This window comes from Tateyamaria pelophila (assembly GCF_019966495.1).
Taxonomy (GTDB): domain Bacteria; phylum Pseudomonadota; class Alphaproteobacteria; order Rhodobacterales; family Rhodobacteraceae; genus Tateyamaria; species Tateyamaria pelophila.
This window is the reverse complement of the sequence record NZ_JAIMIA010000048.1, coordinates 13074-36482: the sequence shown is the minus strand read 5'-3', so window position 1 is coordinate 36482 and position 23409 is coordinate 13074. Positions and strand designations below refer to the sequence as shown.

Genomic DNA, 23409 nt, shown 5'->3' with positions numbered 1-23409 from the left:
CAATCGCATCGACGAACTCATGCCGTGGAACTGGCAGCCGGAAAAGGCCTGAAACCGCGCCGACACCAGACGGATACCATCAAGTCGACGACACGCGCGATTGAAAGTGAGAAATGCATAATGCCAAAGATTATTGCCACACACGAAGTCAATGATGTCGCCCACTGGTTAGCCTCTCCTAAACGAGCCGAAGTTTTTGCCGGAATAGCGACTGATATAAGGACGTTCGTGCTACCGGGAAACGCGAACCGGCTAGCATTGTACATGGAGGTCAACAACATGGATGCATTTGACGCAATGATGAAAACCGACGCCGGTGCAGAAGCTATGAAACATGATGGAGTGCGCCCAGACACCTTGGTCTTGTATGTGGAAAGTTGACCGAACGAATTGGGCGGATCAATATACGGGTCCGCCCGTCGATGCTTTTGAGTTCGCAGAGACAAGTCTCTTATTCGAATGCATCGCGTAGGTCGGCGAGATGATCAGACAGTTCGTCAGGGTATCCCCAGCCGATTTTATCATCAACACGGCGAAATTCCGTCTCTAGGACAGGTAAAAAATCCACTATAAGTTGCCTATCATTTTGTGCCAGCAGTGTTTGAACGACTTTTGCAAACATTGAACACAAGCTGTCATAGTAAGCCTCGTCGATGTCGCCGAACTCAAGGGTGAAATCATTCCCACATTTGACGTAGTAGATCATGAGGGTCAGCAAATCCGGGATGTTACCATTGGCTTTCTTGAACTCGCTGATGGCTTTTCGCCCTTCGGCCAATTTCACATCCTGCTTCCAGGGCTGCTTTGGGCAGATGGCCCGTTGAATCCGTGCCTGGTACGGGGCCAGGTGGTCATTTTTCGTGTCATCGCTCAGGAAACGGGCGTGCATGAACGAGGCGTTCTCAGCATTCAAACGGTATAAATCCTGCACAAGACCCAACAATTGGGGTGAGGAAAACCTCGACAGCACAGGCTTGATGTCTTTCCATGATTTCTTCGTCCTGCTCATCATTCCATGCCTGTAGAAAGTCCATCAATGCGGATATTAACGTCATGATATTCAGGACAATCGCCAGAGGAAACCCAGCTCATCTTGGTGCGCCCTATGTTCACGACCCGCACATGATGGCATACGTTCTTCATTGGACATAGCGCATAAGCTCTTCTGCCCGGTTCCGACCAAGCTCGATCTTGCAAGAATTGATCGCAATTCCTGTCCCGGACCCGCCTCCAAACGTCGCCCCGACATAGCCGCATTGGGCATCGCGATAGGCCGACCAAGTCGCCTGTGCTGCTTCCAGAGCCGGTACAGCCACTTTTCGGCCAGTAACTTCATCAAGTTCTTCCGCAGAACTCATCGCAAAGCCCAAATAGATGTCGACCGTCGTATTGACCCGTTGCAACGTATCAGCGACGCAATCCCCAACCTCGACCTGACTGCTTCCGCCGCATTCTGTTGCCGGATCAGCCGAGACGATGCTCGATAGGCACAACAATAAGAACAAAGTTGCTGCAAGATTTCTCATGACGGCACCCCCAATGGTTTTGACGTCCTCTGACGCGAACGTCTGGTGCAAGTCTAACCATACATAGCACCACACTTGCCGACTACCTCGATCATGCTCGCAGCGCTGGGACTGAACCTAATCGAAGGATTGACCAAGAAGGCTCTCTGATGACAGCCACGTACTCGATGCACCAAAGGGCTCTCTAACCTATTTTGAGTGGCCGGGATTGATCATTGCATCCAAAATTGCAATCTTTAATTGAGTGACCATGTGCGTAAGGTGAGTACGAAAAGCCCGAACCGACTCAAACCAAAGAGAATTGAGCGAGGATGTAATCTTATGGGCAAATCGTGTAATTTTATGCGCAAATGTTGTGTAGACTTATGGGCGAAGAACGTCGAATTTCTTCAATGAAATCAATGGACGGAATGTAACGTTATACGCACCCCTACAAAACAATCAGAAGTCCAAATTCTCAACGCTGAGTGCGTTTTGCTGAATGAATTCGCGACGTGGCTCTACAACGTCTCCCATCAGCTTTGTGAACAGATCGTCGGCATCTGCCATATCCTCCACTCTGACTTGCAGCAGCGTCCGTGCGTCCGGATCAAGTGTGGTTTCCCAAAGCTGGTCAGGGTTCATCTCGCCCAAACCTTTGTAGCGTTGCAGCGAAAGCCCTTTCTCACCCTCTTGCAGGATCGCATCAAGCAGGTCCATGGGGCCCATGATCATCTGCGTGCGCTCTTTGCGATGCAGGGTGGCTGGAGTGCCGTACACGTCTTGCAGGGACTGCGTAAACGTACCGGTCTTGCGGGCTTCACCAGAACGGAGCATCGGGCCATCCAGCGTGCGCACTTCTTCGACACCGCGCAGAATCCGCGCCAGTCGAATGCCCTTGTCCTGCGTGATGCGGCCGGTCCAGCCTTGTTCGTATTCCACCGCGATCAGGTTCAGACGATCTGCGACGCGATCTGCCACACCTTGCAGATCGGCCTCGATCGCGCCGGGCACAAAGGCACCGGCGATGGCCGCCTGTTCCAGAATATGGCGGGGGTAGTGTGTGGGGAAGGCTTGCAACACACGGCGCAATTGCCGCGCTTCGTCGACGACGCGGATCAGGTCCTGGCCCGCAATCTCTTCCCCATTGCCCTGGCGCAGCATCGCTCCATCAATGCCTTGTTGGATCAGATAATCCTGCATTTCAGCTTCGTCCTTGAGGTAGACTTCGGACTTGCCGCGCGCCACCTTGTACAGGGGCGGTTGGGCGATATAGAGGTAGCCGCCCTCGATCAACTCGGGCATCTGACGATAGAAGAACGTAAGCAGAAGCGTGCGGATATGCGCCCCATCCACATCCGCATCCGTCATGATGACGATCTTGTGGTAGCGCAGCTTTGAGATGTCGAATTCATCCCGCCCGATGCCGGTGCCAAGCGCCATGACCATATTGCCGATTTCCTGGCTGCCGAGCATCCGGTCAAACCGAGCCCGTTCAACGTTCAGAATCTTGCCTTTGAGGGGTAGAATTGCCTGCGTTTTTCGGTCGCGCCCGGTTTGTGCGGATCCACCGGCGCTGTCGCCCTCCACGAGGAAGACTTCGGTGTTGGCCGGGTTCTTGTCAGAACAATCCTTGAGCTTGGAACTCAGGAAGTTCATGTCCATCGGGTTCTTGCGCCGCGTCAGATCGCGGGCCTTGCGCGCGGCTTCGCGGGCGAGGGCAGCTTCGACGATCTTGCCGACGATGATCTTGGCCTCGTTGGGGTTTTCCTCAAACCATTCCGCCAGCTTTTCATTGACCAAACCTTCGACAGCGGGCCGGACTTCGGAACTGACCAGTTTGTCCTTGGTCTGGCTGCTGAATTTCGGATCAGGCACTTTGACCGACAGAACGCAGGTGAGACCCTCACGCGCATCGTCGCCGGTAAAGCTGACCTTTTCCTTTTTCGCGATGCCACTGGTCTGGGCGTAGTTGTTGATTGTCCGGGTCAACGCGCCACGAAAGCCCGCCAAATGCGTGCCGCCATCGCGTTGCGGAATGTTGTTGGTGAAGGGAAGAACCATTTCGTTGTAGCTGTCATTCCACCACATCGCAACTTCGACGCCGATGTCGTCCCGTTCACCGGTGATAAAGATGGGTTCCGGCATCACTGAGGACTTGGAGCGGTCGAGGTATTTGACGAATTCCTTCACACCACCTTCGTAAAAAAGCTCAGAGCGCAGCGGCTCGATGGGGCGTTCGTCCGTCAGAATTATCCGGACGCCGGAGTTCAGGAAAGCCAGTTCTCGCAGACGCTTTTCCAACGTTTCGAACGAGTATTCGAGGTTGGAAAACGTATCGGTCGACGCCATGAAGCGGACTTCGGTGCCGGTGTGACCGTTGCTGTCGCCAACGACTTCGAGATGCTTGACAGTAAAGCCGCCTTCGAACCGGGCGATGTGCTCCTTGCCGCCGCGCCAAATGCGCAATTCCAGCCAGTCCGACAGCGCATTGACCACCGACACACCCACGCCGTGCAGGCCGCCGGACACCTTGTAGGAATTGCTGTCGAACTTACCACCGGCGTGCAGTTGGGTCATGATGACTTCGGCGGCGGAAACGCCTTCTTCTTCGTGAATGCCAACCGGAATACCGCGCCCGTTGTCGCTGACCGAAACGGATGAATCCGCATGAATCGTAACGGTTACCGCGTCCGCATGACCGGCCAGCGCCTCGTCGATCCCGTTGTCCACGACCTCATAAACCATATGGTGCAAACCAGAACCATCATCGGTATCCCCGATATACATACCCGGACGCTTCCGTACGGCCTCCAAGCCCTTGAGAACCTTGATGGAATCTGCACCATATTCTTCGGGGTTTTGCTCGATATCTGCCATGTGAAGGCCCCTTCGTATTACCGGTCGAATATACGGTTTTTGACAGGGATTGTCACGCAAATGACACAAGATTTTGTGTGTCAGGTCCAAGGGATGATCACGCCGACACTGATCAGCTAAATATCCGCCGAAATGATCATCCGGCGCAACGCATGCGTGCTGGCAATCAATCGCCGGGTGCGGTCAATGAAACCGCCATGGCGAGGTTGACGACAGAGGCAAGTTCACAGAATGGGCCACGATTACGGCCACGACACAGCGCGCAGGCCGACGCAAATGCCAGTTGCCTTACAGTGTGAAGCCGCCCGAAACCGTGCACGTGATGAGGTCAAGCCGGACCGGCCTAGGGGCAAAACAGGACCAGCAATGCCCTAGCATACAGCAAGGCGTGCCCAGGTCTCAATTGTTACGGCAGATCGACGGGACGCGTGCCATCTGTTTCGGAAACATGCAGGTATTGCGCCCGGCTTCCCAGATGATCAAAAAGTGCGGGCTCTGTGCCGGTCATCCAGGCCTGTGCGCCCAAGGCGCAGATTTCGTCATAAAGTGCTGCGCGGCGGTCCGCATCGAGATGGGCGGCCACCTCATCAAGTAACAACAGGGGCGGTGCACCAAACCGCTGGGTCAAAGCGCGTGCATTGGCGAGTATCAACGACACCAAAAGGGCTTTTTGCTCACCGGTGGAACAATCCTTGGCAGGCACGTCCTTGGCGGCGTAGACACCATACAAATCGGTGCGATGCGGTCCAATCAACGTCCGCCCGGCGGCAAGATCACGCCCGCGGTTCTTGGCCATCGCTTCCCGGAAATCCGCTACGTTATCCGGGAGGCCCAGCTCGCCGGGGAGCAAGCTCAGCGTCGCTGCCGGAAAGGCCGTCTCGGCGCCCGTCTGGGCCAATTCCAGTTCTGCCAAGGCTGTCCTGCGGTTGGTATGAATTGCAGTGCCGGTCTCCGCCATGCGCGCCTCAAGGGCTGCATACCAATGCGGGTCGCGGACCATGTCCTTGAGCAGTCGGTTGCGTTCGCGCATGGCTTTGTCATAGTCCAGCGACGCTTGGGCATGATCCGGAATAAAGCTGAGGGTCATTCGATCCAGAAAACGGCGACGTCCTTCCGCGCCCTCGATCCAAAGTCGGTCCATCGACGGGATCAGCCACAAGACACGCGAAATACGCCCCAATGCGGTCTGTGCCGCTGCTTTGCCATCTATTTTCACCTGGCGGGCCGCGCCATTCTCCGACCAGCTTTCGATCTCGTGAAGTTGCCGTTGCGCATGCAACACAGCAGCAAGCTTCCAGCCCAGGGCTTCGGGGCGCCGTGTCATGTCATAGGCCGACGCACGGCGCAGGCCACGGCCGGGTGACATTAGCGAAACAGCTTCAAGAATATTGGTTTTACCCGCACCATTTGATCCAAAAATCGCAATCGGGCGCGCATCAACCGAAACCCGGGCCATCTTGTGGGACCGAAAGTGCGAAAGGGTCAAAGCAGACAAGAACATTGTCAGGCTCACCCCTTTCTCTGTTCAAAAAAATCCCCGCCGGAGGCAAGATTTTTCGTCGAAAAATCTACTACACGCGCATCGGCATAACGACGTAAACTGCGGATAGATCATTGCCTTCGCGCATCAGGGTCGGATCACCGGATGAATTGAACAAAAACACGGCGTTTTCACGGTCCACCTGACTGGCAATTTCCAGCAAATACTTGGCGTTGAAACCGATCTCCAACCGCTCGTCTGCATAGGCAACCGCCAATTCTTCCTCGGCGGCACCGCTGTCGGGCGCATTGACGGACAAGATCAACCTGTCTTCGTCGAGTTGCAGTTTTACTGCACGGGATCGTTCCGAACTCACAGTTGCGACGCGGTCGACCGCCTTGGCAAAGTCGCTGGCATCCACTTCCATCTTGCGGGTGTTCCCGACCGGAATAACGCGCGTGTAATCGGGGAATGTGCCGTCGATCACCTTGGACGTCAGGGTGATTTCGGGCGTGGCAAACCGAACTTTGGTTTCCGAGACCGAAACGGCAATCTGCATCTCGTCATCGTCCAGCAGTTTGCGCAATTCGCCGACGGTTTTACGGGGCACGATCACACCGGGCATATCGGCGGCACCCTCTGGCATGTCGCTGTCGATCCGGGCCAAACGGTGCCCATCTGTTGCAACGCAGCGTAGAACGGTGCCGTCATCCCCTTGCGCGATGTGCATATAGACACCGTTGAGGTAGTATCGCGTTTCTTCTGTCGAGATGGCGAATTTCGACTTGTCGAACAGCCGGCGCAATTTAGGCGCTGCGATTGAGAAGTTTGACGCGTATTCAGACGATGCCATGACGGGAAAGTCTTCTTTGGGCAGGGTGGCCAGCGAGAAGTTTGACCGTCCGGCCTCGACGGTCAATCGCCCTGCGGCACTGTCTGCGGTCAGCGTGACAAGCGCGCCATCCGGCAGCTTGCGCACAATCTCGTGCAGCGTGGTCGCCGACACAGTCGTGGCACCTGCGCGTTCCACCTGTGCCGGAGCCCGGTCGACCACCTCGATGTCCAGATCCGTGGCACGGAAGGTCACATCCGATCCCTCGGCCTCGATCAGCACGTTTGCAAGGATCGGGATCGTGTTGCGTCTTTCGACAACCGATTGCGCTTGGCTGACTGCTTTGAGCAGCGCAGCGCGCTCGACACTGATTTTCATGGTCCGTCTCCCACCAATCACCGGGATGGGCACACTATCCCAAACACAGCGCTTCACAAGCAATTAGTTGTTTTGTCTGCCGGATCGTCGGGGGCGTCAAGTCAAGCGCACATTCTGCCTCACGAAAAGCGCCATGCATGCGCACCTGCAACAAGACAAAGCGACAATCGGGTGTTTCGTGTCGCCCCGTTAGGTGTTTCACGACACCCGATGCTAAACAGGGCGTGTTAAAGGCATCGCGTCAATACTGCGCTGGAACAAGGCATAATATGAGGGGCTCAGATTTGCACAAACGCCGACCGTTGATACGCTTTGTCGATGCCACGCTTGGCAGATGGGTCCGGCACTCGTTGTTTGTTCTCGTCAGAACCTACTATACGCTCTTCTACAATGTCAGCTGCGCCAACAAGCACCTGCTGCAGGGCCAGCACGGAACCCTGATCCTGGCGACTCATGTCAGCCGTCACGATGGGCCGCTGATTGCCGCGATTCTGTATTCGACGATGCGAATCCGCCCGACCGTCCATTACAACGAGTATTACAACTGGGCGCAGTTCTTGCCGATGTATGTGGCATCCGCGATCCCGATGAGTTCGCCGAAATCATGGCCGCATGAAAAACGTCAGGCCCGCAAAGCTGATGCACTTAAAATTGTACATAAAGTTCTGGCCAACCGAAATTCTGTTCTTCTGTTTCCTGCAGGCAGGGTCCGACAGCAAGAACGCGAGATCTTGGAACCATATTTGTCAGGTGTTTACGACATCCTGCGGGCAGAGCCGGACACGCCGGTCATGTTGCTCAAACTCGATGGATTGGGCAAATTTCAGTTCGCAATATATGACCTGTTCTGGAGTTTCCTCGGGATCCAGAAAGGGCGCAGGCACGTCAGCGTTGACATTTCGCCTTTGACTGATCTTGATACGTCGGCGGATATGGCGGCCTTCAACAAGATGCTGGAGGACCGCCTGAACGCCTGATGGCATTCGGCGTGACATGGCACTTTAGCTGGGCGTTTCTGAAACCGACGTACCCACAAAAAATGGCGGCATCAGTCGAGGACGCCATTTTCGCCGAAACTGGATTGTTTCACGCTTCCAGCGAACGGCGCAACAGTTCAAGATCTTCTGCGATCTGACCGTCTTGCTGCTTCAATTCTTCGATGCGTTTGACGCCGTGCATGACCGTCGTGTGGTCGCGGCCACCAAAGCGTCGGCCAATGTCGGGCAACGATCGCGATGTCATGTGTTTGCACAGATACATCGCCACCTGACGTGGGCGGGCATAGCTGCGCAGGCGCTTGGGGCCGATCATGTCGCTGAGGCGAATGTTGTAATGCTCGGAGACCCGGCGCTGGATTTCTTCGACGGTGATCTTGCGTTCTGAGGCGCGCAGAACGTCAGCAAGGCAATCCTGCGTCAATTCGAGGTTGATTGGGCGGCCCACCAAGGATGCAAAGGCAAACAGCCGCGTCAACGCACCTTCAAGGACACGCACGTTGGTCGAAATGCGGTGCGCAAGAAATTCAAGCACGCCGTCGTCCACACTGAGGTCCGGATAGTTGACTTGCTGCTGTTCGACCTTGCTTTGCAGAATGCCGAGCCGCAATTCGTAATCGGTAGGATGCAAGTCGACCACCAATCCGCATTGCAACCGGGATTTCACGCGATCTTCCAGGTCCTTGATCTCGCCGGGGGCGCGATCGGCGGAAATGATGATCTGCTTGTTCTGATCCACGAGGGCGTTGAACGTATGAAAGAATTCCTCCTGGGTGCTGTCCTTGCCCGCGATGAACTGGACGTCATCGACCATCAGCACATCGACCGAGCGGAAGATCGACTTGAAGTCCATCATCTTGCGATCCCGCAGCGCTTGCACAAAGCGATACATGAACTGCTCGGCAGACAGGTAGAGCACATTCAGGTCCGGCCGACGGGTCTGCAATTCCCAGGATATGGCGTGCATCAGGTGCGTTTTACCCAGGCCAACGCCACCGTAAAGGAACAGCGGATTAAAGGTGACTGGACCGCCTTCGGCCACGCGACGTGCGGCGGCATGGGCCAATTCGTTCGGTTTGCCCACGACGAAGCTGTCAAAGGTAAACCTGCGGTCCAGCGGTGCGGTCGCCAATGCAGACTGCGCGGCTTTTGGCGCGGTGGCGATGGTAGGGCTGGCGGACTGGTCGACGGCGCTTGGACGGTTTTGACTGTTGGCAGGCACGGCAAAGCTCAGGCGGCGGATCGTGTCATTCTCGGATTTCAACTCGTGCAGGATCAAGTCGGAGAAATTCTGGCTGACGTAGTTTCCCATGAAGTTCGTCGGAACATCAAAGGTCGCGATCCCATCGTTGAGATCCCGAAATTTCAGGGGCTCAATCCATGTTGTATAGTTGTTCTGGCCCACTGTCTTGAGCAGCCGTTGCCTCAGCTGTCCCCATTTTTCCTGCGTCATAATTTTCCTACCGTCCCTTCAGTCATCCTGTGTTCCAGCGGCCCTTGCGCGCTGAAAAATGGCGATCCGATCAGCTTTGGGCGAACCGGAACTGCCCCGCTGCCTGCGTTGGGCGGGTCCGGATCGAAATTTGCTCACAGATCTGGCATGCAGCAACGAGCGTATAACCCGCTCCCGTTGAAGAATGCCGTTCCGCATACCAAACTGTATGACAGGTTCGGGCAGCAGAAAAATTCCGCCCCAAATCCAGAACCAACTTTGCGTGTCAGTCCTGTTCCAAGCTGCTCCGCAATTGAAACTGCGGTTGCGCGTGGCCTGTCCCCCCAAGGCGAATACGAGTCGCTCCGTAGTGGGTACCAATTTCGTCTGCGGGCCGTCCATAGAACTTCAAACTTGACATGATAAGAATCGCAACCTCCCTTGTTTTCATGGGCAAAATAAAAAAAGCGCCGCAAAACTGCGACGCCTTTTATTCAATAATGTCTACACGTTATGCGAGAGTTTTAACTCTCGAAGACAACCTAGACATTTTACGGGCGACTGTGTTCTTGTGGTAGACACCCTTGGTCACACCGCGCATCAACTCGGGTTGTGCAGCTTTGAGTGCGATCTCTGCAGCAGCTTTGTCCCCCGATTCGATCGCTTCTTCGACTTTGCGAAGATACGTGCGGATACGCGAGCGACGCGCTTTGTTCACTGCGAAGCGTTTTTCGTTTTGACGGGCCCGCTTCTTGGCCTGAGGCGAATTTGCCATGTTATCTCGTCCCAATCTATTGGTGCGGTAGTTTCAGAAGCCGCTCCCTTAGGCTTGTGCGCGCAGCGAGTCAAGGCGGGCGCGCATTTACCGGGGTTAGGCGGGGGCTCTGCCCCCGGCGCATCCGCGCCTCCCCCGGAGTTTATCGGGCAAGATGAAGCAGGGGAGCCCTTTTGCGCGGTTACTTGTCGCGAAACTGCGCTTGTCGTTTTTCGAGGAAGGCGGCCATGCCTTCTTTCTGGTCCTCGGTCGCAAAGAGGGAGTGAAAGACACGCCGCTCGAACAGGAGCCCTTCGCGCAGCGGGACTTCGAAGGACCGGTTCACGGCCTCTTTGACGGCCATGACGGAAATCATCGACTTTTCGGCGATCTTTTCAGCGGCGCCCATGGCTTCTTCCATCAGTTTTTTGGTGGGCACGACGCGGCTGACCAGCCCGGCGGCTTCGGCTTCCTTGGCGTCCATGAACCGGCCTGTCAGGTTCATATCCATCGCCTTGGCCTTGCCAACCGCTCGTGTCAGCCGTTGCGTGCCGCCAATGCCTGCCATCACGCCGAGGTTGATTTCGGGCTGGCCGAATTTGGCGCTTTCGGACGCGATGATGAAATCGCACATCATGGCCAATTCGCACCCGCCCCCCAGCGCGTAGCCGGACACTGCGGCGATCACAGGTTTGCGCACCCGTGAAACGGCGTCAATTTCGGGGCCAAAGAGGTCGTCTGTAAACACCTCCACATAGGTCTTGTCTTTCATCATCGCGATGTCGGCCCCGGCGGCGAACGCCTTTTCGGAGCCGGTCAGCACGATGCACCGGACTTTATCGTTGGATTGGGCCGCGCTCATGGCGTCGGCCAGTTCTGTCATCAGTTCGCTGTTGATGGCATTCAGGGCATCGGGCCGGTTCAGTGTCACCGTTGCGATGTGGTCTTCTACGTCGACGATGATCGTCTCATAGGCCATGGGGTTGCTTTCATCTGTTGCCGTTGAATTCGGAGCATTACCACGGAGGTGCGTCGTTTCAAGCTATGATTGACAGCTCTTGCAATAGAAGGAGGAGCGTCCCGACTGCACGATGCGCGCGATCTGCGCCCCGCAATCGGGCGTTTTGCAGAGTTCTGCCTCGCGCCCGTACACATCGAAGCTGTGTTGGAAATATCCAAGCTCTCCATCGGCTTGGCGGAAATCGCGCAAGGAAGAGCCGCCTGCCTCGATTGCCTCTTTCAGCACGCTTCGGATGATCGGCACAAGAGTTGCCACGCGGGCTTTGGCGATCCGGCCCGCCTTGCGTGTCGGGGCGATCTTTGCACGAAATAACGCCTCGCAGACATAGATATTGCCCAATCCCGCGACGATTCTCTGATCCAGTAAGGCCGATTTGACAGGCGTGTTCTTGCCCTCAAAGGCCTGGATCAGATGATTTTCGTGGAAATCATTGCCCAGCGGTTCGGGACCAAGCACGCTGAGCAGTTTGTGTTGATCCGCCGTCGCTGTCTCCATCAGGTCCATCGCACCGAAACGGCGGGGATCGTTGAACGTGATTCGTGCGCCATTGGCCATGTGCAGCACGACATGGTCATGTTTTTCAGCCGCCGGGTGGTCGTGCACGAATTGCCCCAGAGGGTCGCCCGACACCAGCATGCGCCCGGACATGCCAAGATGGATCAGAAGGGTTTCGCCGGAGCCGAGATCCGCCAGTATGTATTTTGACCGCCGCCGCAGACGCAGCACCGTTTGTCCCGTCAGTCGCGCGGCCATGGCGGGCGGAAAGGGCCAGCGCAGGTCGGGCCGGTTCACTTCCGCCCGGCCAATCACGACCCCCTCCATCGCAGGGGTCAGCCCCCGGCGGACGGTTTCAACTTCGGGCAGTTCGGGCATATCGTACCTCCTGCGGCAAAAGGGCTCCGTTGTGTATGCCCGCATGCGCTCTATAACAAGGTTTGACGGAGCAGGAAGACACATCCCATGACTGACGATAAGACAACGCATTTCGGCTTTGAAACCGTACCGGAAGGGGAAAAGGCTGGCCGCGTACAAGGCGTTTTCAATTCGGTTGCCTCCAAATACGACATCATGAACGATGTGATGAGCATGGGCATCCACCGCATCTGGAAAGAGGCGATGATGGATTGGCTGGCCCCGCGACCCGGTCAAAACCTGCTGGATGTGGCGGGCGGGACGGGCGATATCTCCTTCAAGTTTCTCAAACGGGCGGGGTATGGCCACGCCACGGTGCTGGATCTGACCGAGCCGATGCTGGTCGAGGGTCGCAAGCGGGCCGAAGCCGACAAGATGCAGGACAGCCTGGATTGGGTGGTGGGTGACGCGATGGCCCTACCTTTTGCGGACAACAGCTTCGATGTCTACACGATCAGCTTTGGCATTCGGAACGTGACCCGGCCTCAAGAGGCGCTGGCCGAGGCGTACCGCGTTTTGAAACCCGGGGGCCGTTTGATGGTGCTGGAGTTCAGCCAATTGCCCGTGGATGGCATGCAAAAGCTCTATGATCTCTACAGCTTCAACGTGATCCCGCGCATGGGGCAGATGATCGCCGGTGACCGTGACAGCTATCAGTATCTCGTCGAATCGATCCGCAATTTCCCGGACCAGGAGACGTTTCTGACCATGGTAAAAGATGCTGGTTTCGAGAACGCGAAATACCGGAACCTGTCGATGGGTATCGCGGCCCTGCATTCGGGTTGGAAAATCTAGCATGCGTGGCCCACACAATATTATTCGGCTGATCCGAACAGGCGCGACGCTTGAGCGTACGGGGGCGATGAATGTCGTTCTGGATGCGTTTGATGCCCCGCCTGCGCTGCGGTTTGTGGCCAAGGCGCTGGGCAAGCCGTTCCGGTTTTTGGGCTATAGTGGCGATCCGTCGATGCCGCCTGCGACCCGGGCGCTGACGGCCCTTGGGCCCGCTTACATCAAGTTTGGTCAGGTGCTGTCGACGAGGCCCGACGTGGTGGGAGACGAGTTGGCCGTGCAGCTGCGCGTGTTGCAGGACAAGCTGCCACCGTTCCCCGTCGAGCAGGCCAAGGCCGAAGTGGAAAAGGAGCTGGGCCAGCCCACCGACACGATATTTTCGGAATTCAGCGAACCTGTTGCTGCGGCGTCCATTGCGCAGGTGCACAAGGCCAAACTGGCCGAGACGGGTGAAGATGTCGCCGTGAAGGTGCTGCGTCCTGGGATCGAGCGCGCGTTTGCCAAGGATGTCGATGCCTTTTACCTCGCCGCTCGGATCGTAGAGATTTTCGCGCCAGGGGCGCGTCGCCTGCGCCCGATGGAAGTGATCGAGCATTTTGACGGGGTGGTGCAAGGCGAGCTCGACTTGCGTCTGGAATCTTCGGCGGCGGGCGAATTTGCGGCCAACACCAAGGACGACGCGGGCTTTACCCTGCCGTCGATCCGCTGGGAGTATTCCGCGCGTCGGGTGATGACGCTGGAATGGGCGGACGGCGTGCCGATGGGGGACAATGCGGCGATCGATGCAGCGGGTCACAACCGCATTGATCTGAGCCAACGGGTGCTGAAGCTGTTCCTGTTGCATGCCCTGCGCGATGGGTATTTCCATGCGGATATGCATCAGGGCAACCTCAAGGTTGCGCCGAATGGCGACATCATCGCCTACGACTTCGGGATCATGGGCCATATCGATGAATATACGCGGCGGGTCTATGCCGAGATCCTGTTCGGGTTCATTCGCAAAGATTACAAACGGGTGGCAGAGGTGCATTTCGAGGCGGGCTATGTGCCGGCCGACAAGGATGTCGATGAATTCGCCCGCGCGTTGCGCGCCGTGGGAGAGCCGATCTTTGGCATGGATGCGTCCAAGATCTCGATGGGCCGCCTGCTGAGCTATCTCTTTGAGGTGACCGAACGGTTCGGAATGGAAACCCGGACCGAGCTGATCCTGCTGCAGCGGACCATGGTTGTGGTCGAAGGGGTTGCGCGGTCGCTCAATCCCAACATCAACATCTGGCAGGTCGCGGCCCCGGTTGTCACCGACTATATCCAGAAATCCATCGGTCCCAAGGCCGTCATAACCGACCTTTACAAGACCGCTCGCGTGCTGACACGGTTCGGGCCGCGCTTGCCGCTGCTGGTCGAAGCCGCTCTGATCGCGCAGGGCAATCCGAAGGCGTTGCAGCGGCGCGGGTTCTGGCGCTGGGTTGTTCTCACCGGGGCGGCGGGCGTGGTTGTCGGAACTGGTCTGACCGTTCTGATCGAGGGTCTTTTGTGAAGGCATACATGCCGTGGATCACATATTGCGGCAGGTCGCACAATCGGTCGGAGAGCCTGAAGCCGCGGATAACGCGCCGATCCGCCCGATAGGCAGAAGCCCCACATGGACGCGCGGCGGACCAAGGCCCGCCGCGATATGCAGCGGGCCTTGGCGCAATACGTAAGCGCTTTGATCGTTTTAATGCAGCCGCTCGATCGCCAGTGCGATGCCCTGACCGCCGCCGATGCACATGGTGATCAATGCCTTGGATCCGCCGATACGTTCCAGTTCATAAAGCGCCTTGATGGTGATGATCGCGCCAGTGGCCCCAACCGGGTGGCCAAGGGCAATGGCCCCGCCATTGGGATTCACCCGTGCCGGATCGAACCCCAGATCGTTGGAGACGGCGAGAGCCTGCGCTGCAAACGCCTCGTTCGATTCCACGACATCGAAGTCTGACGCCGAAAGCCCGGTCCGCTCCAGCAGGTTGCGCACGGCGGGGATCGGCCCGATGCCCATCACTTGGGGGCGCACGCCGGCATGGGCATAGCCCAGAATGCGCGCCTTGGGCTTGAGGCCCGCCTTTTCGGCGGCATCTGCCGTGGCCAGAACGACCGCCCCTGCGCCGTCATTGATGCCGGACGCATTGCCTGCCGTAACGGTCCCGTCTTTCTGGAATACAGGGCGCAGACCGCCAAGCACGTCGAGGCTTGTCGCTTTGGGGTGTTCGTCCACGTCAAAGGCGACGGTATCGCGCCGCACCTTTACTTCGACCGGGGCGATCTGGGACGCAAAGCGCCCGTCTGCAATCGCAGCCGCCGCCCGTTCCTGGCTTTGCATGGCAAAGGCATCCTGGGCTTCGCGCGTGATCTGGTGTTCGGCGGCGACATTCTCGGCGGTGACGCCCATGTGACCGGTGCCAAAGGGACAGTTCAGCGCGCCCAGCATCATGTCGAGCGTCTTGACGTCGCCCATCTTGGCGCCCCAGCGCTGACTGGGCACGATGAAGGGCGACCGCGACATATTCTCGGCCCCGCCGGCAAGGCCAAAGTCGGCATCGCCCAGCATCAGGGATTGGATCACCGACACAATGGCCTGCACGCCGGACCCGCACAGGCGGTTCACGTTCATCGCGGGTACGCTGTCAGGCACACCGGCCTGCATTGCCGCCACACGGGACAGGTACATGTCGCGCGGTTCTGTGTTGATCACGTGCCCAAAGGCGACATGCCCGATCTGGCCACCTTCGACGCCTGAGCGTTCCAGCGCTGCCTTGGCGGCGACGGTGCCCAGATCAACGGGGGTGGTTCCGGCCAATGCGCCGCCGAATGTGCCGATGGCGGTGCGCGCGCCGTCCAGAATTACGATGTCTTGAGTCATGATGTCCTCCTTGAGTTGCCACAGATATGACGCGATGACGCGCGCTTGTCAGCCCTATGGCTTGACTTGGACGTCACGGCACGGCCAATTGTCCGTCATGACGGAAAACACCGACGCTATCCTATCGCTTCTGCCTGCCCGCCTCAAAGAGGCGCGGCGTGGGCAGGGCTTGTCGCTCGATGCCGTGGCCAAACTGTCCGGTGTCAGCCGCTCCATGGTCAGCCAGATCGAGCGGGGGGAATCCTCGCCCACAATCGCGACGCTGTGGAACCTGACGCGTGCCTTGCAGGTCGATTTTGCAGGGCTGTTGGAAGATGACCCTTCGGATCAGATCGAGGTGCTGCGCGCCGCGGACGTGCCCAGCATCGAAAACCGGGGCGCGGGCTGCACCATTCGTATCCTGTCCCCGCCCGAAGATGCAGGGCGGCACGAGGTCTATGAGCTGCGCTTTGCGCAAAACGGCGTTTTGGACAGCCAAGCGCACCGGCGTGGCGCGCGCGAGCACCTGACCGTGATTGCCGGTGCGTTGACCGTGACGAGCGGTGGATCAAGTCAGGAGATCGGGGCGGGGGATACCGCACGCTATGCCGCCGATGTGCCGCATCGTATCGCGTCCGAGCGCCCGGCGCGGGCCTTTCTGGTGGTTCAGGATGCCTGACATCCTTTAAAGCGGAATTTTGTCCGTAATTACGAATTCCTCTATTTGGGAATCGTCTCCGATATGTTAGACATTCCGACAAAGGAGTCCTAACATGACGCACGCTTTCCTGACCCATATGACGGAGACGCTGGCCCGGATTGATGCCGACGGCATGACCAAGCGGGAGCGGTTGATCACGTCCCCGCAAGGCGGGCAGATCGAGGTGGATGGCAGGGCTGTTCTTAATCTGTGCGCCAACAATTATCTGGGGCTGGCGGATCATCCCGATCTGATTGCCGCTGCCAAGAAGGCCATGGATGACAAGGGGTTCGGCATGGCCTCTGTGCGGTTTATCTGTGGCACGCAGGATCTGCACCGGCAGCTTGAACAGCGTCTGGCGCGATTTCTGGGCAAGGATGATGCGATCCTGTTCGCGGCCTGTTTCGATGCCAACGGAGGTCTTTTCGAGCCGCTTTTGGGACCGGAGGATGCGATCATTTCGGATGCGCTGAACCACGCGTCGATCATTGACGGCATCCGGTTGAGCAAGGCGAAACGCTTTCGCTATGCAAACTCTGACATGGATGATCTTGAGACGCAGTTGCGCGCCGCCAAGGCGGACGGCGCGAGACATATCATGATCGCCACGGACGGCGTGTTTTCGATGGACGGCTATCTGGCCAAACTACCGGAGATCACTGACCTGGCTCGACAATATGATGCGCTGGTGATGGTCGACGATTGTCACGCGACGGGGTTCATGGGGCCCAAAGGGGCCGGAACGCCCGCCCATGCGGGGGTGGAGGTCGATATTCTGACGGGCACGCTGGGCAAGGCTTTGGGTGGTTCCATCGGGGGATATATCGCGGGGCCGCAACCTGTGATCGACCTGTTGCGGCAACGGGCGCGGCCTTATCTGTTCTCCAACTCCTTGCCGCCTGCGATTGTGGCAGCGGGGATCGAAGCGATCCGGCTGGTCGAACAGGGCGACGCGCTGCGGGCGCGGCTCTTTGACAACGCTGCCTATTGGCGGGCGGGTTTGGACCGTCTGGGCTTTGATCTGCTGCCCGGGTCGCATCCGATCATTCCGGTGATGCTGGGCGCGGCGCAGGTGGCGCAGGATATGGCGGCGCGCCTGTTTGAGGAGGGCGTCTATGTCTCGGGCTTCTTTTTTCCGGTTGTTCCGCGCGGGCAGGCGCGTATCCGCACGCAGATGAACGCGGCTTTGACGCGCGATGATCTGGATCGGGGGCTGGCGGCGTTCGAGCGCGTGGGCAAAGCGCTGGGAGTAATAAAGTGAACAATGAAATGAAGGCTTTGGTCAAAGCGTATCCGCGTGAGGGACTGTGGATGCAGACGGCCCCCGTGCCCGAGATCGGCCCGGACGATGTGTTGATCCGCATCAACAAGACGGGGATTTGCGGCACCGATATTCACATCTGGAACTGGGATGAATGGGCCGCGAACACGGTGCCTGTGCCGATGATCACGGGCCATGAGTTTGCCGGAGAGATCGTGGAGCTTGGCAAGAATGTCGAGGGTCTGGCCCTCGGCCAACGCTGTTCGGGCGAGGGGCATCTGATTGGCAAAACTTCGCGACAGAGCCGGGCGGGCAAGTTTCATCTGGACCCTGCGACGCGCGGCATTGGCGTGAATGAACAGGGAGCCTTTGCGCAATATCTGCGGCTGCCTGCGTTCAATGTGGTGCCCTTGCCGGATGAGATATCGGACGAGATCGGTGCCATTCTGGATCCACTGGGGAACGCAGTGCACACCGCCTTGAGCTTTGATCTGATTGGAGAAGATGTGTTGATCACTGGCGCTGGACCGATTGGGATCATGGCGGCCGCAGTGGCCCGTCACGTCGGCGCGCGGCATGTGGTGATCACCGATGTGAACCCGGATCGGTTGGCGCTGGCGGCCAAGGTGGCCGATGTGGTGCCCGTGAACGTGACCGAAGAAAACCTTGCCGATGTGATCGCGCGATTGAAGATGCGTCAAGGCTTTGACGTGGGGCTCGAGATGTCGGGCAATCAGGCGGCTTTGGATCAGATGGTTGAGGCCATGACAATGGGCGGGCGCATTGCGATGCTGGGTATTCCACCCGGTAAATCGCCGGTGGATTGGTCGCGGATCGTGTTCAAGGCGATCACCATCAAGGGGGTCTATGGCCGTGAGATTTTCGAGACCTGGTACAAGATGATCGCGATGCTGGAAAACGGGCTGGATGTGTCGGCGGTGATCACACATCGCTTTGGCGTGGACGATTTTGAAGACGGGTTCGCGGTGATGAAATCGGGCTCTTCGGGCAAGGTTGTGCTGGACTGGACCTGAGAACGCGGAGGCGGGTTGAAACCCGCCTTACGGGATCAGCGGCACCCGGCCATTCGGCGTCAACGTCCACACCTGATCATCCTCGAACACGGCCGTTGTCAGGGGTTTGCCATAACCGGCACCTGTGTCCAGGTTGACCCGGTTTCCGTAATGGGTCGCCGTGCCGACGGGTGTGTGCCCGTGCACAACCAGTTTTGGGTGCGGGCCGTGGTGATCGTGAAATTCGCCGCGAATCCAGATCAGGTCTTCTTCGATCTGATTGGCAATGGGGACCATGGGCCGGATCCCTGCATGCACAAACAGCAGGTTATCGGTTTCGTAGGTCAGAGGTAGCCCTGCCAGGAAGTCGATATGGGCCTGAGGGACGGCAGCGCGGGCATCGGCGTGCACATCCTTTTCGCGGCGTGTGCCGCCAGCATCCACACCGTAGGAGGCCAGTGTCGTGTCACCCCCCAGTCGCTGGTGCAACCAGTAGAGTTCCACCATCAGGTAGGGATCGTGCCGCAGGGGGTCTTGCATGAACCACTCGAACATCCGGTCGTGATTGCCCTTGAGAAAGGTCCAGTTGCGCCCGGTGGTCTGGCCCGCAATCAGGGTATCCAGAACGGCGCGGCTGTTTGGCCCACGATCGGTGTAGTCGCCCAGAAACACGATATGTGCCGCGTCGCCGCCATCCGCCGTGATCCGCGTAAGTGCCTGACCTAACTCTTGCATTTGGCCATGGATGTCCCCGATGGCATAGATGGGATTGGGCATGAAGTGTCCTTTGTTGAACAGGCATTAAGGGGACTTTGCGCGAAACCGAGCAACCCAGTCGGCATTCACATGATCTGCGAGCTTGGCCGTGCGCGCAGAAATGGAGTTCGCCGGTTCGGTTGGTAAACCAAGTTCCGACAAAAGGCGCTGCAAGACCGCCTGCGGGTCGGTTGACAGTGCTGCATAAGTGACGCGCAGCGGAGAAATCCCTTGTCTGGCGAACCAGTCTTCCCAGTCTTGATCCATCCGGCGCAGAACGGTCTGCTGGGCTTGGATTGCTTCGGCATCATATTCCGCAGCCTTGGCAGGCCCTGTCCGCTCAAGTTCTGACCCGTCCGCATTTCTGTGCCAGAGACCGGATTGCTGGGCACGGATCAGGGACACGGCCTGATCCAGCTTGTCCGTCCGCGTCAGATGAATAAAGGCTGTGCGTCCGAAGATGTATGTGATCCGCGACAAGTCGTTCGGGTGTTCGGGGTGCACCTGTGCAAGTTGGTGGCGAAAAAAGCCAAGGCTGGGCCGCTGCAATCTGACACCGCTGATTGGGTGACGGCCCATGCCACGTTTCCGAGCCGTAGCAAAAATGTCCTCACGCGGTGTCTCTTCGCAAAGACCCAGCTCCGAACGCCAACCGGTCAGCGAGGGGCGATGGAAATAAGAGGCCGGGTGCCCGGCGCCACAATCCTCGAGCAGTGTGCATAAAAACGTGCTGCCGCTGCGGGGCGAGGTGCAGAGAAAGTAACTGTCAAACAGGCTCATGGTGCGGCAGACCATAGCGGGTCCCGCGCATATGGCCAGAGCGATGTGGGGCGGATTCGGGCCGCCCCACGGATGTGCCGCAATCTCCTCAGCCGATGTCGAACGCCAGCGGTTTGACTTGCGTGAACTGGCCGGTGCCTTCCAGCGTTTTCAGCACGTCACTGGGTACCGGTTCATCGACGTAGAGCAGGGCGATAGCTTCGCCGCCGACAGCGTTCCGGCCCAAAGTGAAGTTCGCGATGTTCACGCCGTTCTTGCCCATCGTGTTGCCCAGTAGACCGATGATGCCGGGCACGTCGACATTGGTGGTATAGAGCATGTTTTCACCGATCTCGGCATCGATATTGATGCCCTTGATCTGGATGAAGCGCGGTTTGCCGTCGCTGAACACCGTGCCCGCAACGGACCGTTCGCGCTTGTCCGTGACGACCGTGATCTTGATATAGCCGTCGAAGGTGCCGGATTTGTCCTGATTGGTGGTCGAGATCTGGATGCCGCGCTCTTTGGCAACGACGGGGGCCGAGACCATGTTCACATCCGGGTTGGCGCGTTTCATGATGCCCGCGATCACGGCGCAATTCAGCGCGTCAAGGTTCATTTCGGCAACGGTGCCGTCATAGAGGATGTTGATCGCCTTGATCGGTTCGTCCGTCATCTGCCCGGTAAAGCTGCCCAGGTGGTCCGCAAGCTTGATCCAGGGGCCCATGATTTTCGCCTCTTCCGCTGTGACGGAGGGCATGTTCAGCGCATTTTCAACGGCGCCCGTCAGCAGGTAATTCGCCATTTGTTCGGCCACTTGAAGGGCGACGTTTTCCTGTGCCTCGCTGGTGGCAGCGCCGAGATGAGGCGTGACCACGACGTTGGGCAGATTGAACAGGGCGTTTTCCGTGGCCGGTTCCTGAGCGAAGACGTCAAAGGCGGCCCCGGCCACATGGCCGGATTTGAGGGCGGCTGCCAGTGCCTCTTCGTCGACCAGCCCGCCGCGCGCGCAGTTGATGATCCGCACGCCGGGTTTCATCATTGCGATCCGTTCGGCGGTGATCATGTTGGCTGTCTGTTCGGTTTTGGGGACGTGCAGGGTGATGAAATCCGCACGTTTCAGAAGCTCTTCTAGCTCGACCTTTTCGACCCCCATCTTGTCGGCTTTTTCCTGGCCGAGGAAGGGATCGAAGGCGATGACCTTCATTTTGAGGCCGCGCGCTCGGTCGCAGACGATGCCACCGATATTGCCGGCACCGATCACGCCCAGCGTCTTTCCGGTCAGTTCGGTGCCCATGAACTTGGACTTTTCCCATTTGCCCGCATGGGTCGATGCGGACGCCTCGGGAATTTGGCGGGCCACGGCGAACATCATCGCGATGGCATGCTCGGCTGTGGTGATCATGTTGCCATAGGGCGTGTTCATGACGATCACACCCTGTTTGGAAGCGGCTTCCTTGTCGATATTGTCGGTGCCGATCCCTGCGCGCCCGATGATCTTGAGGTTCGGCGCGTTTTTAAGGATGGTCGGCGTGACGCGGGTGGCGGAGCGGATCGCGAGGCCATCATATTGGCCGATCACTTCGGCCAGCTTGTCTTTGTCCTTGCCCAGATCGGGTTCGAAATCAACTTCGATGCCGCGGTCCTTGAAGATTTGCACGGCAGCGTCGGAAAGTCTGTCAGAGATGAGTACTTTGGGGGCCATTGCGCTGGTCCTTTGAAATTGAGAAATCCGGGTGCCGCAAGAGGAGATTATTCGTACGAATAATCTTGGCCCTTGCGGCGGGTGTTACGCGTTGATTTCGGCCTCGAACGCCCAAGCAAGCCAAGGCAGCATGGCCTGGATGTCACAGGTTTCGACGGTGCCACCGCACCAAACCCGCAATCCGGGCGGGGCATCGCGGTAGCCGCCGATGTCGAGGGCCACATTTTCATCGGCCAACCGTTTGGCCACCGCTTTGGCAAAGGCTGCGCCGTCGGTGATCCGGCTATCGGTGAATTTGAGGCAGACCGACGTCGTGGACCGGGTGGCCGGATCGACGGCGAGGTGGTCGATCCAGTCGTGTTGGTCAACGAAATCTGCGATCGCCCTGGCATTCGCCTCGGCGCGCTCAATGAGGCCGGCGAGCCCGCCGATGGAGCGCGCCCAGTTGAGCGAGAACAGATAATCTTCGACCGCCAGCATCGACGGCGTGTTGATGGTTTCGCCGACAAAGATGCCTTCGATCAGCTTGCCGCCTTTGGTGAGTCGGAAGATTTTGGGCAGTGGCCAAGCGGGCGTATAGTTTTCCAGTCGTTCGACGGCACGGGGGCTGAGGATCAGCATGCCGTGGGCCGCTTCGCCCCCCAGCACCTTTTGCCAGCTGAACGTCGTCACATCCAGTTTGTCCCAAGGTAAATCCATGGCAAACGCAGCCGAAGTCGCGTCGCAGAGCGTCAATCCCGCCCGTGTTGCCGGGATTGCATCGCCGTTCGCCATGCGCACGCCCGAGGTCGTGCCATTCCACGTAAAGCACACGTCGTTGTCGTAGTTGAGGGCAGCCATATCCACGATCTCGCCGTAGTCGGCGGTATGGACAGTATGGTCGATCTTGAGCTGTTTGGCCACGTCCGTGACCCACCCTGCACCGAAGCTTTCCCAGGCCACCATTTCGGCCGGGCGTTCGCCCAGCAGCGACCACATCGCCATCTCGAAGGCGCCGGTATCAGAGGCCGGCACAATACCGATGCGGTAATCATCCGGCACGCCGAGGATGTCGCGTGTGTCGTCGATGGCTTGTTTGAGCTTGGCCTTTCCCACGGCGGCACGATGCGACCGACCCAAGGGGGCGTCGGCAAGTGCGGTCAGTGTATGCGTGGGGGGTTTGGCGCAGGGGCCAGAAGAGAAGCGCGGATTTCCCGGCCGCGTCGCCGGTTGTGTCATAGCCATTTATGCTATCCTTACAGATAATCGCCCTTCGTTGGGGAAGGGTGTCCCGAGGACGCGTGTACGGCGGTCGCCGGGGTGGTGCAAGCGCGGATTGGAAGCTATAGCGCCGCTTGATCATTCAATTGCGACATG

Annotated in this window: 21 protein-coding genes; 7 read left to right on the top strand and 14 right to left on the bottom strand. The window is 58.2% G+C overall.

Annotated elements, in window-relative coordinates; translation table 11 throughout:
• On the top strand, positions 1-381 hold a 381-nt coding region (locus LC354_RS15210; protein WP_223425224.1), incomplete at its 5' end, for a hypothetical protein.
• A gap of 70 nt (positions 382-451) precedes the next feature.
• Here LC354_RS15210 and LC354_RS15205 read toward each other — a convergent pair.
• From LC354_RS15205 to dnaN, 5 genes are all read right to left on the bottom strand, one after another.
• Positions 452-1009 (bottom strand): hypothetical protein, encoded by a 558-nt coding sequence (locus tag LC354_RS15205; protein WP_223425222.1) that lies wholly within the window; start codon positions 1007-1009, stop codon positions 452-454.
• Positions 1010-1139: 130 nt separating this feature from the next.
• Positions 1140-1526, bottom strand: coding sequence for a lysozyme inhibitor LprI family protein (locus LC354_RS15200; protein WP_223425220.1), 387 nt, complete (start codon positions 1524-1526; stop codon positions 1140-1142).
• Positions 1527-1967: 441 nt separating this feature from the next.
• Positions 1968-4385 (bottom strand): DNA topoisomerase (ATP-hydrolyzing) subunit B, encoded by a 2418-nt coding sequence (gyrB, locus tag LC354_RS15195; protein WP_223425218.1) that lies wholly within the window; start codon positions 4383-4385, stop codon positions 1968-1970.
• Positions 4386-4791: 406 nt separating this feature from the next.
• Positions 4792-5886 carry a DNA replication/repair protein RecF gene (gene recF, locus LC354_RS15190; RefSeq protein ID WP_223425230.1) on the bottom strand — a complete coding sequence of 365 codons (1095 nt, stop codon included), beginning with the start codon at positions 5884-5886 and terminating at the stop codon, positions 4792-4794.
• Positions 5887-5956: 70 nt separating this feature from the next.
• On the bottom strand, positions 5957-7075 hold the full coding sequence (gene dnaN, locus LC354_RS15185) for a DNA polymerase III subunit beta (protein ID WP_223425216.1): 1119 nt from the start codon (positions 7073-7075) through the stop codon (positions 5957-5959).
• Between the two features lie 284 nt (positions 7076-7359).
• Between dnaN and LC354_RS15180 the strand changes: the two genes are divergently transcribed.
• Complete coding sequence (locus LC354_RS15180; RefSeq protein ID WP_223425214.1) at positions 7360-8052, top strand: 1-acyl-sn-glycerol-3-phosphate acyltransferase; 693 nt, start codon at positions 7360-7362, stop codon at positions 8050-8052.
• A 109-nt stretch (positions 8053-8161) separates the two neighbouring features.
• On the opposite strand, the gene dnaA is transcribed toward LC354_RS15180, so the two are convergent.
• The 4 genes from dnaA to mutM all read right to left on the bottom strand — a co-directional run bounded on the left by dnaA (position 8162) and on the right by mutM (position 12150).
• Positions 8162-9523 (bottom strand): chromosomal replication initiator protein DnaA, encoded by a 1362-nt coding sequence (gene dnaA / locus LC354_RS15175; RefSeq protein WP_223425212.1) that lies wholly within the window; start codon positions 9521-9523, stop codon positions 8162-8164.
• 490 nt (positions 9524-10013) lie between these two features.
• On the bottom strand, positions 10014-10277 hold the full coding sequence (gene rpsT / locus LC354_RS15170; protein WP_223425210.1) for a 30S ribosomal protein S20: 264 nt from the start codon (positions 10275-10277) through the stop codon (positions 10014-10016).
• A gap of 181 nt (positions 10278-10458) precedes the next feature.
• Positions 10459-11235 carry an enoyl-CoA hydratase gene (locus tag LC354_RS15165; protein ID WP_223425209.1) on the bottom strand — a complete coding sequence of 259 codons (777 nt, stop codon included), beginning with the start codon at positions 11233-11235 and terminating at the stop codon, positions 10459-10461.
• 63 nt (positions 11236-11298) lie between these two features.
• Complete coding sequence (mutM, locus tag LC354_RS15160) at positions 11299-12150, bottom strand: bifunctional DNA-formamidopyrimidine glycosylase/DNA-(apurinic or apyrimidinic site) lyase (RefSeq protein ID WP_223425207.1); 852 nt, start codon at positions 12148-12150, stop codon at positions 11299-11301.
• Positions 12151-12237: 87 nt separating this feature from the next.
• On the opposite strand from mutM, the gene ubiE reads away from it, so the two are divergent.
• Both ubiE and ubiB read left to right on the top strand, forming a co-directional pair.
• Positions 12238-12984: a bifunctional demethylmenaquinone methyltransferase/2-methoxy-6-polyprenyl-1,4-benzoquinol methylase UbiE gene (ubiE, locus tag LC354_RS15155; RefSeq protein ID WP_223425205.1), complete on the top strand. Its 747-nt coding sequence runs from the start codon at positions 12238-12240 to the stop codon at positions 12982-12984.
• Position 12985: 1 nt separating this feature from the next.
• Entirely contained in the window at positions 12986-14518 is a 1533-nt protein-coding gene (gene ubiB / locus LC354_RS15150) for a 2-polyprenylphenol 6-hydroxylase (protein ID WP_223425203.1), read from the top strand.
• Between the two features lie 180 nt (positions 14519-14698).
• Here the strand turns inward: ubiB and LC354_RS15145 are convergent, their stop codons facing one another.
• Positions 14699-15880: an acetyl-CoA C-acyltransferase family protein gene (locus tag LC354_RS15145; RefSeq protein WP_223425201.1), complete on the bottom strand. Its 1182-nt coding sequence runs from the start codon at positions 15878-15880 to the stop codon at positions 14699-14701.
• 97 nt (positions 15881-15977) lie between these two features.
• Between LC354_RS15145 and LC354_RS15140 the strand changes: the two genes are divergently transcribed.
• The 3 genes from LC354_RS15140 (at position 15978) to tdh (ending at position 18854) form a co-directional block, all read left to right on the top strand.
• Positions 15978-16538 carry a helix-turn-helix domain-containing protein gene (locus LC354_RS15140; protein ID WP_223425228.1) on the top strand — a complete coding sequence of 187 codons (561 nt, stop codon included), beginning with the start codon at positions 15978-15980 and terminating at the stop codon, positions 16536-16538.
• Between the two features lie 94 nt (positions 16539-16632).
• Positions 16633-17820: a glycine C-acetyltransferase gene (locus LC354_RS15135; RefSeq protein WP_223425200.1), complete on the top strand. Its 1188-nt coding sequence runs from the start codon at positions 16633-16635 to the stop codon at positions 17818-17820.
• A complete protein-coding gene (gene tdh / locus LC354_RS15130) occupies positions 17817-18854 on the top strand; it encodes an L-threonine 3-dehydrogenase (RefSeq protein WP_223425198.1) in 1038 nt (345 codons plus the stop codon). Before LC354_RS15135 ends, tdh begins: the two co-directional genes overlap by 4 nt.
• Before the next feature lie 27 nt (positions 18855-18881).
• Here tdh and LC354_RS15125 read toward each other — a convergent pair whose 3' ends face one another.
• The 4 genes from LC354_RS15125 to LC354_RS15110 form a co-directional block, all read right to left on the bottom strand.
• Entirely contained in the window at positions 18882-19610 is a 729-nt protein-coding gene (locus LC354_RS15125; RefSeq protein WP_223425196.1) for a metallophosphoesterase family protein, read from the bottom strand.
• A 24-nt stretch (positions 19611-19634) separates the two neighbouring features.
• Positions 19635-20369, bottom strand: a complete 735-nt coding sequence (locus LC354_RS15120; RefSeq protein WP_223425194.1) for a Stf0 family sulfotransferase — start codon at positions 20367-20369, stop codon at positions 19635-19637.
• Between the two features lie 88 nt (positions 20370-20457).
• Entirely contained in the window at positions 20458-22053 is a 1596-nt protein-coding gene (gene serA, locus LC354_RS15115; RefSeq protein WP_223425192.1) for a phosphoglycerate dehydrogenase, read from the bottom strand.
• An 84-nt stretch (positions 22054-22137) separates the two neighbouring features.
• Positions 22138-23277, bottom strand: a complete 1140-nt coding sequence (locus LC354_RS15110; protein ID WP_223425191.1) for a phosphoserine transaminase — start codon at positions 23275-23277, stop codon at positions 22138-22140.
• Positions 23278-23409: the final 132 nt, after the last annotated feature.